Origin of the sequence: Psychrobacter sp. M9-54-1 (assembly GCF_016613355.1) — a bacterium.
Taxonomy (GTDB): Bacteria; Pseudomonadota; Gammaproteobacteria; order Pseudomonadales; family Moraxellaceae; genus Psychrobacter; species Psychrobacter faecalis.
Genome location: NZ_JADGFW010000018.1, coordinates 1 through 15,534, shown reverse-complemented (window position 1 = coordinate 15,534; position 15,534 = coordinate 1). Strand labels below are relative to the sequence as shown.

General features: G+C 43.4%; 12 protein-coding genes and 1 pseudogene. 1 reads left to right on the top strand and 12 read right to left on the bottom strand.

Annotated elements, in window-relative coordinates; genetic code table 11:
- Positions 1-253: 253 nt before the first annotated feature.
- The 10 genes from ispD to IQ457_RS08030 all read right to left on the bottom strand — a co-directional run bounded on the left by ispD (position 254) and on the right by IQ457_RS08030 (position 13,439).
- Complete coding sequence (gene ispD / locus IQ457_RS08075; protein WP_200662760.1) at positions 254-1,045, bottom strand: 2-C-methyl-D-erythritol 4-phosphate cytidylyltransferase; 792 nt, start codon at positions 1,043-1,045, stop codon at positions 254-256.
- 114 nt (positions 1,046-1,159) lie between these two features.
- Positions 1,160-1,468: an FtsB family cell division protein gene (locus IQ457_RS08070; RefSeq protein ID WP_068407112.1), complete on the bottom strand. Its 309-nt coding sequence runs from the start codon at positions 1,466-1,468 to the stop codon at positions 1,160-1,162.
- Between the two features lie 134 nt (positions 1,469-1,602).
- Positions 1,603-2,919, bottom strand: a complete 1,317-nt coding sequence (eno, locus tag IQ457_RS08065) for a phosphopyruvate hydratase (RefSeq protein WP_200662759.1) — start codon at positions 2,917-2,919, stop codon at positions 1,603-1,605.
- Positions 2,920-3,250: 331 nt separating this feature from the next.
- Positions 3,251-5,599: a heavy metal translocating P-type ATPase gene (locus tag IQ457_RS08060; protein ID WP_200662758.1), complete on the bottom strand. Its 2,349-nt coding sequence runs from the start codon at positions 5,597-5,599 to the stop codon at positions 3,251-3,253.
- A 313-nt stretch (positions 5,600-5,912) separates the two neighbouring features.
- On the bottom strand, positions 5,913-6,137 hold the full coding sequence (locus tag IQ457_RS08055) for a heavy-metal-associated domain-containing protein (protein ID WP_198328934.1): 225 nt from the start codon (positions 6,135-6,137) through the stop codon (positions 5,913-5,915).
- 237 nt (positions 6,138-6,374) lie between these two features.
- The gene (locus tag IQ457_RS08050; RefSeq protein ID WP_200662757.1) at positions 6,375-6,629 is read right to left on the bottom strand and encodes a hypothetical protein; all 255 of its coding nucleotides are present in this window, start codon (positions 6,627-6,629) and stop codon (positions 6,375-6,377) included.
- Positions 6,630-6,656: 27 nt separating this feature from the next.
- On the bottom strand, positions 6,657-7,475 hold the full coding sequence (kdsA, locus tag IQ457_RS08045) for a 3-deoxy-8-phosphooctulonate synthase (protein WP_242465391.1): 819 nt from the start codon (positions 7,473-7,475) through the stop codon (positions 6,657-6,659).
- A gap of 303 nt (positions 7,476-7,778) precedes the next feature.
- Positions 7,779-9,413 (bottom strand): CTP synthase, encoded by a 1,635-nt coding sequence (locus tag IQ457_RS08040; RefSeq protein WP_200662755.1) that lies wholly within the window; start codon positions 9,411-9,413, stop codon positions 7,779-7,781.
- Between the two features lie 226 nt (positions 9,414-9,639).
- A complete protein-coding gene (locus IQ457_RS08035; RefSeq protein WP_200662754.1) occupies positions 9,640-10,701 on the bottom strand; it encodes a porin in 1,062 nt (353 codons plus the stop codon).
- A 533-nt stretch (positions 10,702-11,234) separates the two neighbouring features.
- Positions 11,235-13,439 (bottom strand): malate synthase G, encoded by a 2,205-nt coding sequence (locus tag IQ457_RS08030; RefSeq protein ID WP_193032183.1) that lies wholly within the window; start codon positions 13,437-13,439, stop codon positions 11,235-11,237.
- A gap of 563 nt (positions 13,440-14,002) precedes the next feature.
- Between IQ457_RS08030 and miaE the strand changes: the two genes are divergently transcribed.
- Positions 14,003-14,731: a tRNA-(ms[2]io[6]A)-hydroxylase gene (miaE, locus tag IQ457_RS08025; RefSeq protein ID WP_200662753.1), complete on the top strand. Its 729-nt coding sequence runs from the start codon at positions 14,003-14,005 to the stop codon at positions 14,729-14,731.
- A 187-nt stretch (positions 14,732-14,918) separates the two neighbouring features.
- On the opposite strand, the gene IQ457_RS08020 is transcribed toward miaE, so the two are convergent.
- Together IQ457_RS08020 and IQ457_RS08015 are read right to left on the bottom strand one after the other, a co-directional pair.
- Positions 14,919-15,179 (bottom strand): hypothetical protein, encoded by a 261-nt coding sequence (locus IQ457_RS08020; protein ID WP_191692419.1) that lies wholly within the window; start codon positions 15,177-15,179, stop codon positions 14,919-14,921.
- Between the two features lie 92 nt (positions 15,180-15,271).
- Positions 15,272-15,534, bottom strand: a pseudogene (locus IQ457_RS08015) (hypothetical protein); the annotation flags it as partial.

The window sequence follows — 15,534 nt, the reverse complement described above, 5'->3', positions numbered from 1 at the left end:
TTTTTTGAGCGCTTATCCCGAATTGGGGTTATTAATACTAAACGTTGCTTTAATAACATTTATATTCAACATATAGCATAAATAAATGCTTTTTTATTCAACAGTCAGTCTAAAATCTTAGAAAAAAAAGGTGAGAAATGAATGCTATGAGAAGAGTCATCTCAATTTAGAACTTGAGAATAGAAAATTTATAGTGAAATACTTAGCACGGGAAATAATGAGAAATGCAAATAGTGACGGTGGTGAAAATCTTTTAAGACAATTGGGACTGGGCGTTAAGAATCGCGGTAAGCAAGATGGCGTCGTCAGGATAGGTAAGTTTAAGGTTCTGCCGATTGCCAACGACCAAACGAATTGGCAGCGCTAAGTACTCAAACGCGCTTGCTTCATCGGTGATGGTAAGGTCATGCTCTTCAACATACGCCAACACTTCCCGCAGCTTAGCTAAGCGAAAGACTTGCGGCGTTTGCGCTTGCCACATATTGCTACGCTCAAGCGTACGTTCAACATAAGAATGCTGTTCACCTTTAGCGCTATTAATAGCTTCGGAGACAGCGCTAGCATGCTTATAGGACGCTGTATAGGATTGTTTTAGGGTATCGACAACTGGGGTCGCTAAGATAGCGCCATACGGTTCTTGCAGCGCGGCTTTAATCACTTTATCAATGTCTTGTTGAGGCACCGCTGGACGCGCGGCATCATGGATAAGCACCAAGTCTGAGTCATGCGCACCTGCCCTAATAAGCGCCTCTACCCCTGCTTGCACGGATTGCCAACGCTCCGCACCGCCACTCGTATATTGAATAGGCAATGCAAAATCAAGCGTCTGCGCGATACTATCATCTTTTGCAATCACCAATAAGCACTTATCAATATAACGACTGCTCGCAAGCCGCGCCACGCTATGTTGTAACAAGGTCTGCCCTTGTAGTTTGGTATATTGTTTGGCTATTGATGCTCCAAAACGACTACCGCGACCCGCAGCGACGATCATGGCGTGTATGTCAGGTGTGTTATTCGTAGGCTGGCTTTGGTTAAGACTCATGGTCAGATTCCATGATGATATGACTGGATTGGATAACAAGGAATTTAAAAAAATCGTAATATAAATATAAGCAAAACAAACTATAAGTAATCGTTTATCTTAGAATAGATAGAATCAATAACGGCTATGGGTTGTCGGCGCTGTTGATACTTGTACAAAGGTTTCATTGGGCTTAATCAAGCCTAAGTCTAAACGTGCATGTTCTTCTACCGCTTCAAGACCGGTTTTTAGATCGTGAACGTCCGTACGCAGCAAGTTATTTGCCGCTACTTGATTGTCATTTAAACGTTGTTGTTCTTCAATCTGGGTCAATAATTTATGATGCTCAAATTGACCGTTTTCACCCAGCCAATACTGGTATTGCAGTCCTAACAGCACAGCGACCGCTAAAGCAAGTAAGATAAATTGGCTAAAGTATTTCATAAAGTATTAACGCTAAGTGATAAAGGGATAATAATTAAAATCGAAAATTAGATTAACTTATTAGGCGCTATATCATCTTGCGAATGACAATATAGCGCTTAAGTTTACACTAAAATTCTTAGCTACTCAGCTTGTTAGCCACGTAAACCGATAAACTCTTCACGGCCACGGTAGCTTGCACGTACTTGTTGCTCGATACGTAGTAGCTGATTGTATTTTGCAACACGGTCTGAGCGGCATAGTGAGCCGGTTTTAATTTGTCCCGCTGCTGTGCCAACTGCTAAGTCAGCAATGGTGCTGTCTTCCGTTTCACCTGAACGATGCGAGATAATCGTTGCATAGCCATTTTTCTTCGCCAGATAGATCGCATCCAGGGTTTCTGATAAGGTGCCGATTTGGTTAAACTTAATCAAAATCGCATTGGCAATGTGTTTATCAATGCCTTCTTGCAAAATAGCAGGGTTGGTCACGAACAAATCATCACCAACCAACTGAACTTTATCACCAATCTGTTCAGTTAAGTATTTCCAGCCATCCCAATCCGACTCATCAAGACCGTCTTCGATAGAGATGATAGGATATTGACGCGTCAAGCCTACGAGGTAATCTGAAAAACCTTGGCTATCAAAGGATTTATTACCCTCGCCTGCCAAGATATATTGACCATCTTTATAAAACTCACTGGCAGCACAGTCTAGAGCCAAATGGATATCATCGCCAGCTTTATAACCGACTTGCTCAATCGCTTGCATGATAACGGTGATGGCTTCTTCATTGCTACGCAAGTTTGGTGCAAAGCCGCCTTCATCGCCGACGGCAGTATTTAAACCCTGTGCTTTTAGGACAGATTTTAAGCTATGGAAAATCTCTGTACCCGCACGCAGGGCTTCTGAGAAGCTGGTGAAACCAACTGGCTCAATCATAAACTCTTGAATATCAACCGTGTTATCCGCGTGCTCGCCACCGTTTAAGATGTTCATCATCGGTACCGGCATCGTTAATGACGTCTGGTTGCGCAAGTTTGCGATATACTGATGCAATGGCAGGCTTTGTGACTGGGCAGCCGCTTTTGCTGTTGCCAAAGACACCGCCAACATAGCGTTAGCGCCAAGGCTGTCTTTATTTTCTGTACCATCGAGCGCAATCATAGCGTCATCAATCGCTTGCTGTTCGGTGACGTCTTTGTCCATCAGCGCGCTACGAATTTGGCTATTGACATTGGCAACGGCTTTTTTGACGCCTTTACCCATATAGCGACTTTGGTCGCCATCACGTAGCTCAAGCGCTTCACGTGAGCCCGTTGAGGCGCCACTTGGGGCAGCAGCACGGCCAATCGTGCCGTCAGCTAAGATGACATCAGCTTCAATCGTTGGGTTACCGCGCGAGTCTAAAATCTCACGAGCGCGAATGTCTATAATTGCGGCGACGTTGGTGGTTTCTTCAGCGTACATAATGTCTGTTAATTCCTATGGTCATGCCAAGTTTGAGGGATAAATAACGGCAACTACAATACAAAAAAGGTAAAACAAAATATCGTATAGCACTTATAGCAAAACCAGCAGCATCTATTCATATCATTGGCTGGTTTTAGGCATTGTTAAAGGTTTATCTAATACTTTAACTGTCAGCTATCGTGCTTGGCATCATAGCATAAATTTTGTAAAACTTCCCTTATCTTACCTCAACTTGCGCCCATAAAATGAAATATCGCCTGTAATATCAGCCATTAAAGAAGGGTTTTTATCCCTACTAACAGCGAAGATATGAAAGGCGGTTTGGCATTTATGCTTTTGGTAAATGCTTACTGTCAGTATGAGTATTAGAGACAGTGTTATTTAGCTCAACCTCGGTTTTGAATCGCGTCAGACGTAGGGCATTCATCAATACTGAAATAGAGCTCAGCGCCATCGCTGCGGCAGCAATCATAGGGTTTAAAAAACCAAAAGCGGCCAAAGGAATGCCGAGGCAATTATAAATAAAAGCAAAGAATAAATTTTGCTTGATATTGCGCACCGTTGCATTGGCAATTTTTTGCGCCGCATCAATATGCATGAGCGACTCACCCATCAAGCGCGCAGAGGCACTATGCTGGGCGACATCCGTACCCTCAAACATCGCAAAGCTGGCATCGGCGGTTGCCATTGCTGGCGCATCATTGACGCCGTCGCCCGCCATCGCCACTTTGTGACCCGCTGTTTGTAACAGGGCAATTTGGCTCGCCTTATCGCGTGGGCTCATTTTACCGTAAGCTTGCTCGATACCCAGTTGCCCTGCCACATGATCAACGACCGATTGCTTATCACCACTCATCAAAATGACATTGATGCCAGCATCTTGTAGCGCTCTTATGGCTTGCGGCGTGTCATCCTTTAAGTCATCAGCAAGGGCAAAAGCACCTAGCGGCTCATCGTTAATACTAATAGCGACCGTACTGGCAATTTGCCATACTTTTGGCATCAGCTTTGGTAGCGTCAAATTAGCAAACTCTGCGCTACCAACCTTTATCAAGCCTAAGCCTTCGATATTTGCTTGTATGCCCGCACCTTTGATGACACTGATATCAGTGACAGTCATCAATGGCAAGTTACGCTCTTGAGCCGCGTTAATCAACGCCGTCGCTAAAGGATGGCTGGCGTGCGCCTCAACACTTGCAGCAATTTGCAGCACATCATCGACGGCAAGCGATTTATCCACCATGACCTGATCGACGATGGTAGGCTTACCAATAGTCAGTGTACCGGTTTTATCGAGCACTACGGTATCGATATTGCCTGCCGCCTCTAAGCTTTGCGCGTCTTTGAACCAAACGCCATGACGCGCGGCGACGCCCATACCAGCCATAATAGCCGCTGGCGTTGCCAAACCAAGCGCACATGGGCAAGCAATGACCAACACCGAAACCGCATGCATCAAGGCAGTATCAACCATACCCGTTAGCCACCACGTCAGCCCAAAAGTAACCAAGGCAATCGTTACTACCACAGGGACAAAAATAGCCGTTACTCTATCAGCAAGGCGCGCTAGATTGGCTTTTGAGCCTTGCGCATCGCTCAGCGCTTGTACCATGTCACCGAGCTTGGTATCGCTGCCCTTTGCACTGACGCGATAGAGTAAGCTGCCATTTTCGACCAACGCCCCTGCTAGCAGTATATCGCCTGCTTCTTTTTTAAGTGGTACGGACTCACCGGTTAAATGACTCTCCACACACCAGCCACTACCATCGATAACTGTCCCATCGGTTGCCACGCGGCTGCCTTGCTTAGCACGCAATATATCGCCTACTTGTACATCTTGCAGCGCGACATTATGAAAGTCGCCATTCGGCTGCTGTTGCTCGACTTCATCAGGCGTTAAAGACAATAATAAATCGATACTGTTTAAACTATGCTTTTTGGTGCGCTCTTCTAGGTATTTACCCGTACGCACAAAGGCAATGACCATCACCCCTGCTTCAAAATACACTGCTGGTCCGTGTCCGCCTGCATGCCCGCTTTGTAATAAGCTGCTTAACGTGCCATCGCCATGGGTCAGCCATAAATAAGTAGAATACGCCCAAATGGTTACCGTGCCAATGACCACCAATACGTCCATATTGGCAAGACCACCCTTGATAGACGCCCAAGCGCTTTTGTAAAATGGCAATGCCAGCCCAAATTGGACAATGGTCGCTAAGATAAACTGAATCCAAACAGGCGGCATCCACGCCATACCTTGCCCAACGAGCATGCCTGCCATACCCACTAAAAACGGTAGCAAACACACCCATAGGGCAATCAAGCGCCATGGATATTCAGTTGCGGTATCTTCATCTGACTTAGCAAACAAACTATCAGCGGCCTGCAAATTGGCCACGAAACCGGTTTTATTTACCCATTCTGTGATTTGCTCAGGCGTGGTCTGAGCCGGATCATAATCGACATTGGCAGTCTCGCCAGCGAAGTTGACATTGACCTCATAAACCGCTGGCTTCTTATTAAGAACCTTCTCGATGCGAGACGCACAAGCCTGACATGTCATCCCCTCAATCGCCAGTTGCAGGTGCGCACGCTTGGGCACAAGCGGCGTATTTGACTGGATATCAGTCTCAACTTCATAGGGGTCATTGTTAGCGGTACGGGTAGCGTCATTCATAGAGAGAACTCGTTATTGCGTTAAAGCGCGTGATAGCGTTTAGATATTTAGGCATTCGTTTGCGCGGAAAAAAAGCTCAATAGCTTGATAAAGGTGTTAGACGAAAGCGTATTTGAATAGCCCTTTTCTAAACCTACTCAGATAAATATTAAATGGTTATGATTGGCGGTAATTCAACTTTTTCTATGCTTGCAACTCATCAAGAGCTATTGGCGTATAAATGAAAAGACATTAGTTATTGCTGCCTCGTCATTTTTTAGCCATTAAAAAAAACCAGCCATGAGAGCCGGTTCTTTTATAAATATAAATAATCTTAAGAGTTAGCAACGGTGGCATCAAAGCCCGCTTCTTCAATAGCCGATGCAATAGCTTCTGCACTGGTCTTACTGTCATCAAAGGTAACTGTCGCTAGGTTATCAGCCAAATCAACAGAGATTGTCTCTACGCCGTCTATGCCGTCAGTCGCGGTGTGAACACTTGCCACACAACCACCACAAGTCATGCCATCGATATTAATAATTCTAGTTTGGTTTGCCATGATAGGCTCCTTATTCTTATAACGGATTTTTTATTAGTGAATTTTTTATAATGTTCAAAAACTGTATTGATAATGCTCTTTATGCGCTTAATTATCAATACAGCATGCAACTAGCATAAGACGTATTACTGTTAACAACAAGTAAGTTTGGTTATAACTGTATTAATAAAGCCGTGAATTTATACCAAAACGACAAGCCACACTTCCTATTTCTAAAACAAGAGTAAGCTGTAATCTCTAATCATGATAACGTGGATTTTGCGGGGCATCAATAGGAAACGGCTGAGTCACGTAATCGACCATGCTGATTGCCGCAACAAATGCATGTACCGTTGTTTTGGTATCATCATAATGGATAAATGCCATTCTGTTTTCAGGCTGTAGCTCAATCTCTGTGACACCGGTAATGTTTTTTAGCGCCGTCATCACGCTCTCAAACCCTTCATTATCATCGATATTCTCGATACTGACTTGTGCAACTTTAATCGCCATGATCTTATCCCCTTATCGTTTATAGCATTAATGCGTATCCAATATCTCAAAACCTTTGACCAACTCATCGATCTGCTTAAGTTGACGCAAAAACGGCTCTAACTGACTGGTTCGCAACGCACACGGACCATCGCATTTCGCCACTTCTGGGTTTGGATGCGCCTCTAAAAACAAACCTGCCAAACCTGTCGCCATACCTGCACGAGCAAGGGTGGTGATTTGCTCACGGCGACCGCCAGCACTGTCACTACGCGCTCCCGGCTGCTGCAAACTGTGCGTCACATCAAAAAACACGGGGACATCCATCTGCTTCATGGTATCAAAACCCAGCATATCGACGACCAAATTGTTATAGCCAAAGGCACTACCGCGCTCACACAAAATCAGCTTATCGTTACCACCTTCAAGGCATTTATTGACAATATGACGCATCTCGTGCGGTGCTAAGAACTGCGCCTTTTTGATATTAATAATCGCATCGGTTTTTGCCATCGCATGCACCAAGTCAGTCTGACGCGATAAAAACGCTGGTAGCTGGATAATATCAGCCACTTCAGCGACGGGCGCTGCTTGATAAGGCTCATGGACGTCAGTGATAATTGGCACTTGGAACTTTTCTTTAATTTGCCCTAGCCAATCGATACCCTGCTCTAAACCCGGCCCGCGATATGAATGTAAGCTTGAACGGTTGGCTTTATCAAAGCTGGCTTTAAAGACATAGCCGATGCCCAAACGCTGACATATGTCAACATACTGCTCGGCAATCTCAAACGCCAATTCTTTGGACTCTAAGACATTCATACCACCGAATAGTACAAATGGCTGGTCGTTACCGATGTTAATCATATTGCCATTTGGCGTATTGAGCTTGATGTGTGATTGCGCGGTTAATAAATGTTCCATGAAGTGCTGACCCTCATTATTGTTATTTACTGTCGTTATCAACAGCGTTTATTCATCTGACTTTTCCTATTGTAACCGATAGCTCAATGAAAAAAAGTATCCAAGCGTAATTGATAATTTTAACTACCTGATATAAAAGCTGTATCTATAAAAAATGTCATTAGAAAAGTCTGAATTCAAGCCAAAAAAAAAGACCAATCCGAAGATCAGTCTTTTTATGATTATTAAGCGGTTGTGCGATAACGACTATTTATTATCGCTATAATTCCTTGCCGCTTTGACAAAGCTGTTAAACAGTGGATGACCACCACGTGGCGAGCTGGTAAATTCAGGATGGAACTGTACGGCGATAAACCAAGGATGGTGAGGAATCTCAACCGACTCAACCAAATGCTGCTTGGCAGAATAACCCGATATCGTCATACCTGCTTGCTCTAATGGCTCGATATAACGATTGTTCATCTCATAACGATGGCGATGACGCTCAGTGATATTGGTTGAACCGTAAATTTGCGCAAGCTTACTACCAGCAACCAGTTCCGCTTGCTGCGCACCTAAACGCATGGTGCCACCAAGGTCTGAATCATCGCTACGAATCTGCAATTCGCCGCGCTCATCCAACCACTCGGTAATCAAACCGATGATAGGTTCAGCCGCGGTACGATGGAACTCAGAAGAATTGGCATCGATATGTAGCACATTACGCGCATATTCAATCACTGCCAGCTGCATACCAAGGCAGATACCAAGATAAGGTACGTTATTTTCGCGCGCGTAAGTAATGGCTTTCATTTTGCCATTGGTACCGCGCTCACCAAAACCGCCCGGTACTAAAATGGCATCGGCATCGTTTAGACGAGCAAATAAAGCATCATCGGTTTCTAATAGCTCAGCATCGATATAGTCAATTTTGACGTCGGCTTTATGAGTGATACCAGCGTGTAGCAAAGCTTCGTTGATAGACTTATAAGCATCTGGCAATTCAACATACTTACCTACCATCGCAACCGTCACTGCCGCTTCAGGATTGAGCTGTGCTTCGACCACTTTATCCCAATCGCTTAAATCCGCTTCTGGTACATCAAGACCAAAGCGCTCACAGATTAAATCATCAAGATCTTGCTCATGCAAGGTACGCGGTATTTGATAAATACTTTGCGCATCTTCACACATGATAACCGCACGCTCTTCGACGTTGGTAAATAGTGCAATCTTGCGGCGATTGTCTGGTGAAATATGGTGGTCAGAGCGGCAGATTAAGATATCTGGCTGCAGACCGATAGAACGTAGCTCTTTTACTGAATGCTGAGTAGGCTTAGTTTTGGTTTCGCCCGCGCTGGCAATATAAGGCACCAGCGTTAAATGCATCAGCATGGCACGATTGCGTCCAAGCTCTACTTGCATTTGGCGTACCGCTTCCATAAAAGGAAGTGACTCGATATCACCGACCGTACCGCCAATTTCGATAATGGCGATGTCGTAGCCTTGGCCACTGGCAAGGATTTTACTTTTGATTTCATCAGTGATATGCGGAATCACCTGTACCGTACCGCCCAAATATTCACCGCGGCGCTCTTTATTCAAAACGTTCTGATAGATACGGCCACTGGTAAAGTTATTGCTCTTACTCATCTTTGAATGGCGTAAAAAGCGCTCATAGTAGCCTAAATCCAAATCGGTCTCAGCGCCATCTTCGGTGACGAACACTTCGCCATGTTGAAATGGGCTCATCGTACCTGGATCGACATTGATATACGGATCCATTTTGGTCATCGTTACGCTTACACCACGCGCTTCAAGGACTGCTGCAAGAGAGGCTGCGGTAATACCTTTTCCTAGTGAGGACACTACCCCACCGGTCACAAATATAAACTTGGTCATAGTACTCTGTCGGTAATTGGTAAAGAAGGATTTTACTAAAAATACGCTACAAAATATAGGGCAAAAGCACAAACTCTTTAAAACACTCCGTTTTAGCGCTTCGCCCGCATCAGTGCATATTTATCATAAGCATGACTATTATACGCCACTGCCGCTTTAAAAAGGGCATAACAAAAAAACTCACCCCGAAGGATGAGTTTTCTATAATCAGATTATAATGTTTAGATTAGAATTTGTATTCTAGACCAGTACCTACTACGAATACTTCCGCATCGCCATAAGGGCCATAAGTTACGTTATCACCGTCGATATTCACAGATCTAACATTGTCAGCGTTGTTCATACCAGCATAGGCATGCATGATCATGTTGTCTTTAAAGAAGTACTTACCGCCAACAACGATTTGATCTGAATCAGCGTTATTCCAACCGTTTAAGTTGTCAGTTTTGTTGTACTGTGCATAGATAGAAGCTGGGCGAGCAAAGTTAGTTAAAGGCATTGCCGCACTAATGATTAGACCTTTCTCTTTCTTAGTATCCTCAGCACGATCATAATCATAATCAGCTACTTGATATAGCGCACCTAGAGTTACAGGAGCGGCAATGAACTTGCCTAAATCAACGGTCGCTGTACCACGGATGATATCACCAGAGATGTTAGTGTCTTTATCATAAGCAACACCAGCGGTGAAGCCTGTGCCTTGATCAAACATAGCTGCAACGCCGAAGCCAGAATTATCATTGTTATTCTGATCATCAGAGTTATACATTGCAGAGATTTCTAATGGTAAACCATCGTATTTCGGTGCAGTCCAGATAATTGAACTATTAACACGTCTACTATCAGCCATGTTCAACGCTTCAACAGCCTCACCTTCAAATTCATTCTGGCCTAAGTTATCCCAATAACCACTATCAGCAGTGATAACGTTGTTAATTCTGTCTAAAGTAGACTGGTTTTTACCAACGCGGAATTCACCAAACTGTTTGTTGATAACACCAAGATAGGTGTCACGGTTAGTGAAACCATTTGTATCACCATCGACGCTTGTGCCGTATTCTAACTGATAGATAACATCAGTATTAGCAGTCATGGCTTCAGAGCCTTTGATACCAATACGTGAAGCATGAGAGTTGATTTCTATGGTATCTTCATCATAGTTATTGGCGTCAAACTCAGCATTAACATAATCAGCAGCTAAAAAAGCTTTACCATATAGAGTTGGCGCGGCATTGGCTGCAGATACAGATAGGGCAGCGATTGCTGTAGCTAAAAGTAGTTTTTTCATGGGGTATCTCCACTTTACAATTTTAGTAATGAGCGAGCTATTATTAGCCGGTGCCCAATATGGTATCGTCACAAATCCTCAAAGATATAATGTGTAACTGGCTACCGAGATTAGTCAGAAACAAGTGTGGCGAAGTGCTATTACCGTAAGATGAAAAAAACCATGACTTACATAACTGGGATTAGAATCGTAACTGCCATGTAAATGCTGGTCTTTATCGCTCTGTTGCGTAACATCCGTTACCAAACTCATACTTCGATTACAAGCATAACAACTTTGACATAATTTGCAACATATTTTTTGAGACTTTTATGACGAAAAATTCTTAAACCCATGCTTAACCTAAGGTTTAACGATTATTTAGATAAAAACAAAAAAAACACCCCTACTCGCCATTGGCAAATAGGGGTAAATTTTTATAAGTAATCAACGTAGAAATATACATCGCTTTAAATAAGCATGCACATGCTAGCTATTAAAGGACTACTTAACTATGGGTAAGTAGCCCCAAAATAACGTTTAAAAATGACGAACTAGCAATGCGTATTGGCTTTTAAGTCTAAACGCGCTTGATGCAATAATGGCTCAGTGTAACCACTTGGCTGCTCACGACCTTTAAAGACCAAATCGCAGGCAGCTTTAAAGGCGTAAGAATTATCGAAGTTATTGGCCATTGGCTGATAGCCATTATCGCCCGCATTTTGCTCATCGACGACTTTTGCCATACGCTTCATGGTATCCATGACTTGCTCTTCGCTTACCACGCCGTGATGCAACCAGTTAGCGATATGTTGACTTGAAATACGTAAGGTTGCACGGTCTTCCATGAGACCTACATCATTGATATCTGGTACTTTAGAGCAGCCAACGCCTTGGTTTACCCAGCGCACAACATAACCTAAGATACCTTGAGCGTTATTATCAAGCTCTTGCTGCTTCTCTTCTTCTGTCCAGTTGCTATCTTTGGCTAATGGAATGGTCAAGATATCATCTAAGCTAGCACGCTCACGGGATTTTAGGCTGTCTTGTACATCGGCAACATTAACTTCATGGTAATGCATGCTGTGCAAAGTAGCGCCCGTTGGTGATGGTACCCAAGCTGTGCTAGCGCCTGCTTGTGGATGGGTTATTTTGCTTTCCATCATCTCTTTCATCTCGTCAGGCTTCGCCCACATGCCTTTACCAATTTGAGCGTGGCCTTGTAGACCGGTTTCTAAACCAATATCGACGTTCCACTGCTCATAAGCGGGTTGCCATGCTTGCGATTTCATATCGCCTTTACGGACGAAGGGTCCAGCGTTCATACTGGTGTGCATCTCATCACCCGTACGGTCTAAAAAGCCGGTATTGATAAAGATCACGCGCTCTTTTGCTTGGCGAATGGCTTCTTTGAGGTTAACCGTCATGCGGCGCTCTTCATCCATCACACCGATTTTAATGGTATTACGCTCTAAGCCTAATAAGTCTTCAGCGGCGTTAAACAAATCGTTCGCCATTTTGACTTCATCAGGGCTGTGCATTTTTGGCTTAACGATATACATCGAGCCCTTGCGCGAGTTTGATAGCTCGTTTTTACCTTTTAAATCATTTAAAGACAATAGCGGAGTAATCAAACCATCCATTAAGCCTTCAAAAATCTCTTCTTGGCCGTTACCCAAATCGACCAGGATAGCCGGGTTTTGCATCAAGTGACCAACGTTACGAATTAAGAGTAGCGAGCGACCTGGTAGGATAAGTGCGCCGCCATCTGGCGTGGTGTATTCGCGGTCTGGGTTTTGTTTACGCGTACGAGTTTTACCGCCTTTTTCAAAGGTTTCTTGCAAGTCGCCATTCATCAAACCAAACCAGTTACGATACACTTCTACTTTTTCTTCGGCATCTACCGCCGCGATTGAGTCTTCGCAATCTTGAATCGCCGTGATAGCAGACTCTAATAGTACGTCTTTGATGTTAGCTGGATCGTCTTTACCCACTGGATGGCTGCCATCGATTTGGATTTCAGCGTGTAGGTTGTTGTTTTTTAACAAAATACCAGTTGGGTTTTCAGCCTCGCCGACAAAACCTGCAAACTGAGCGGCATCTTTTAATTCAGTGCTGCTATCGCCTTGCACAACTTCAAGCTTGCCATCGACAACTTTAAAGCCAGTAGCATCAGTATATGAGCCTGATGCCAATGCAAAGTTCTCATCTAAGAATTTTTTGGCATAGGCGACGACCGCGGCGCCACGCGTTGGGTTATAGCCACCTTTGGCTTCTTGTCCGTTTTCATCGCTGATGACATCTGTGCCGTACAAGGCGTCGTACAAGCTACCCCAACGCGCGTTAGTTGCGTTCAATGCATAGCGGGCGTTACGGACTGGTACCACCAACTGCGGGCCTGCGATATGGGCAATCTCGTCATCGACGTTTTGGGTGCTGACTTTGAAATCATCACCTTCTGGTAATAAGTAGCCGATTTCTTGTAAAAACGCTTTATAAGCTGGGTAATCAATATCGCCATTTTTGGCAGGATTGTCGAGATGCCACTGGTCAATTTGCTTCTGAATTTTGGCGCGGGTCGCGAGCAGCTCTTTATTACGCGGCGTAAATTCTTTAATAACCTTTTCAAAACCTGACCAATAGCTGTCTGAATCAACACCGACTTTCGGCAGCACTTCGTTTTCAATAAAATCGAACATCTGCTTATCGATGGCAAGAATGCCCTTTTGAATACGATTGGCGTTAGAAGACTGGCTCATATTGTTATCCTTATCTGTTCGTGAAGTGTGTTAATCCCGGATTGCTATTATCTATATTGCTACTACTTAGTGCAGTGCAAAGCCAATGCTAGGGCGCTAAGCGTTACTTTTTGCGCTGGCATGGATAGTTGATATAATACCGATTGGCTAGCTATTAACTGATAATAATAGTAAGACAAGATATTCTAAAAGCAAAATCTCATCCTACTATCAAATAATGAAATAAACAAGGAAAGACCATTCACTAAGTAAATACTTAGGCTGTCTATAAATGATACCCTATAACCTATATGGGCTTAGGTGCGGTAAATAGTCTGCTTAAGCGCTAGAATTGAAATAATGTATAAACCGTAAGTAATCATTACTACATCAAGTTATGCTTAATAGTTATCTGTTAAGCCTAAGCATTTGAAAGTACCAAGCTTGCCTGATTATCTATCATGCCAGAAATGCCAAACGCCATTAAAAATATTTGCCGTTATAATAGGCATTATTCTCAAAATTTTTTATTAATACCTAATAAATACTGCCTTACACCTACTCTTTAAAAAGCCCGAAAAACTATGACTATTAATACTCATGATCTTGCAACGCTAACCCAAAATAATGACGCTGACGAAGACATATCTCAAGAAGAAACCTCTCAAGAAGACAGTGTCGATATCGCGCAATTAAGAACGCCACTAAAAGTAGACCTATCGCCTATTTATGAATTTTTAGGCGCACGTACCACGCAGGCTTGGGTCGATGCTGCCCTTGCGGATTTGCCGTTAATCATTCAAGACCATGCCAACTGCGAAAAAAAAGCGGCTGGTACGGCGATGAATTTAATCTTTCGTTATGAGTTTTCTTATGACTTACAGCGCAAATTGGCACAATTGATACGCGAGGAGATGCTGCATTATGAGCAAGTGCTCGGCATCATGAATGAGCGCGGGCAAGCATGGAAATATCTGAGCGCTGGACGTTATGCCAAAGGCATGCTCAAGCATAAACGTACCTACGAGCCAGCGGCGATGGTAGATGTCTTAATTATTGGGGCATTTATCGAGGCACGTTCTTGCGAGCGTTTTGCCGCATTGGCAGAAGTCATTAATGATGAACGATTGGCGAAGTACTATCGCTACTTACTTAAATCAGAAAGTCGCCATTTTGAAGATTATTTGGCATTGGCGCAGTCTTTAGCTGAAGATAATATTGACGAACGTGTCGCCTTTTTTAAAGAAGTTGAAGCAGAGCTGATATCAAGTCCAGATAGCGAGCTACGCTTTCATAGTGGTAACCCTGCTTAATTATCTAATCATCTTATTAATTTTCACCTGAAATAAAAAAGGTTTAACCGTTAGCGTATAAATTCTTGCTAAGGGTTAAACCTTTTTAAATCTTACTACTTAAAGCGACACTATAAATTTTACTTAAAGCGCCACTATAAATTATCCGTTTCTTATTTCATTCAATCTTTTATTGTTCTGAAAGCCATTATTTATCGCTTTCGGTTATCGAAGTATCATATTGTTTGTGATTTTTTACCACATGATGGGGATCGTGGTCATCCGTCAACCGTTCTGCTTCTGCCGGATTGACCTTTTGCAGGGCATCGTCAGGTACAATACCATTATTGTCATCGGCATCTTTTAGATTAGAGTTATTTTCTGGATGATTCAGCTTTTGCTGATTTACATCAACATCCTTATCATTAACGTCCGTAGCATTAACGTTCTTGTCGTTTTGTATAGTCATAGGCCTTCTCTTTATAATTATAAGCATATAAAAAATAGCTATCTATATTTGCTAGCACTCTTAGCCACGCTAAACACCTTCAACCTTAACTATTAGAAATCTTTTTCATCAGGATTTAGTACGCGTGTTTGCGCATTATCGACATTGGCATAGCGATTTAAATCGTTTATATCGGTGCTTTTGGCCGCTTCAGGCATGGTGGTATGCTCATTTATCCCTTCGTCGAAAGCATTACCTTCTTGATCGCGGCGATCTGGCTGACGCGCAGGATTGTCATTTTTGTTTACATGCTCTGTTTCTATCACACCTTCTTTAAAGGTATTGAACCGCCCCGGGATTGTCGGAGACCTAATAT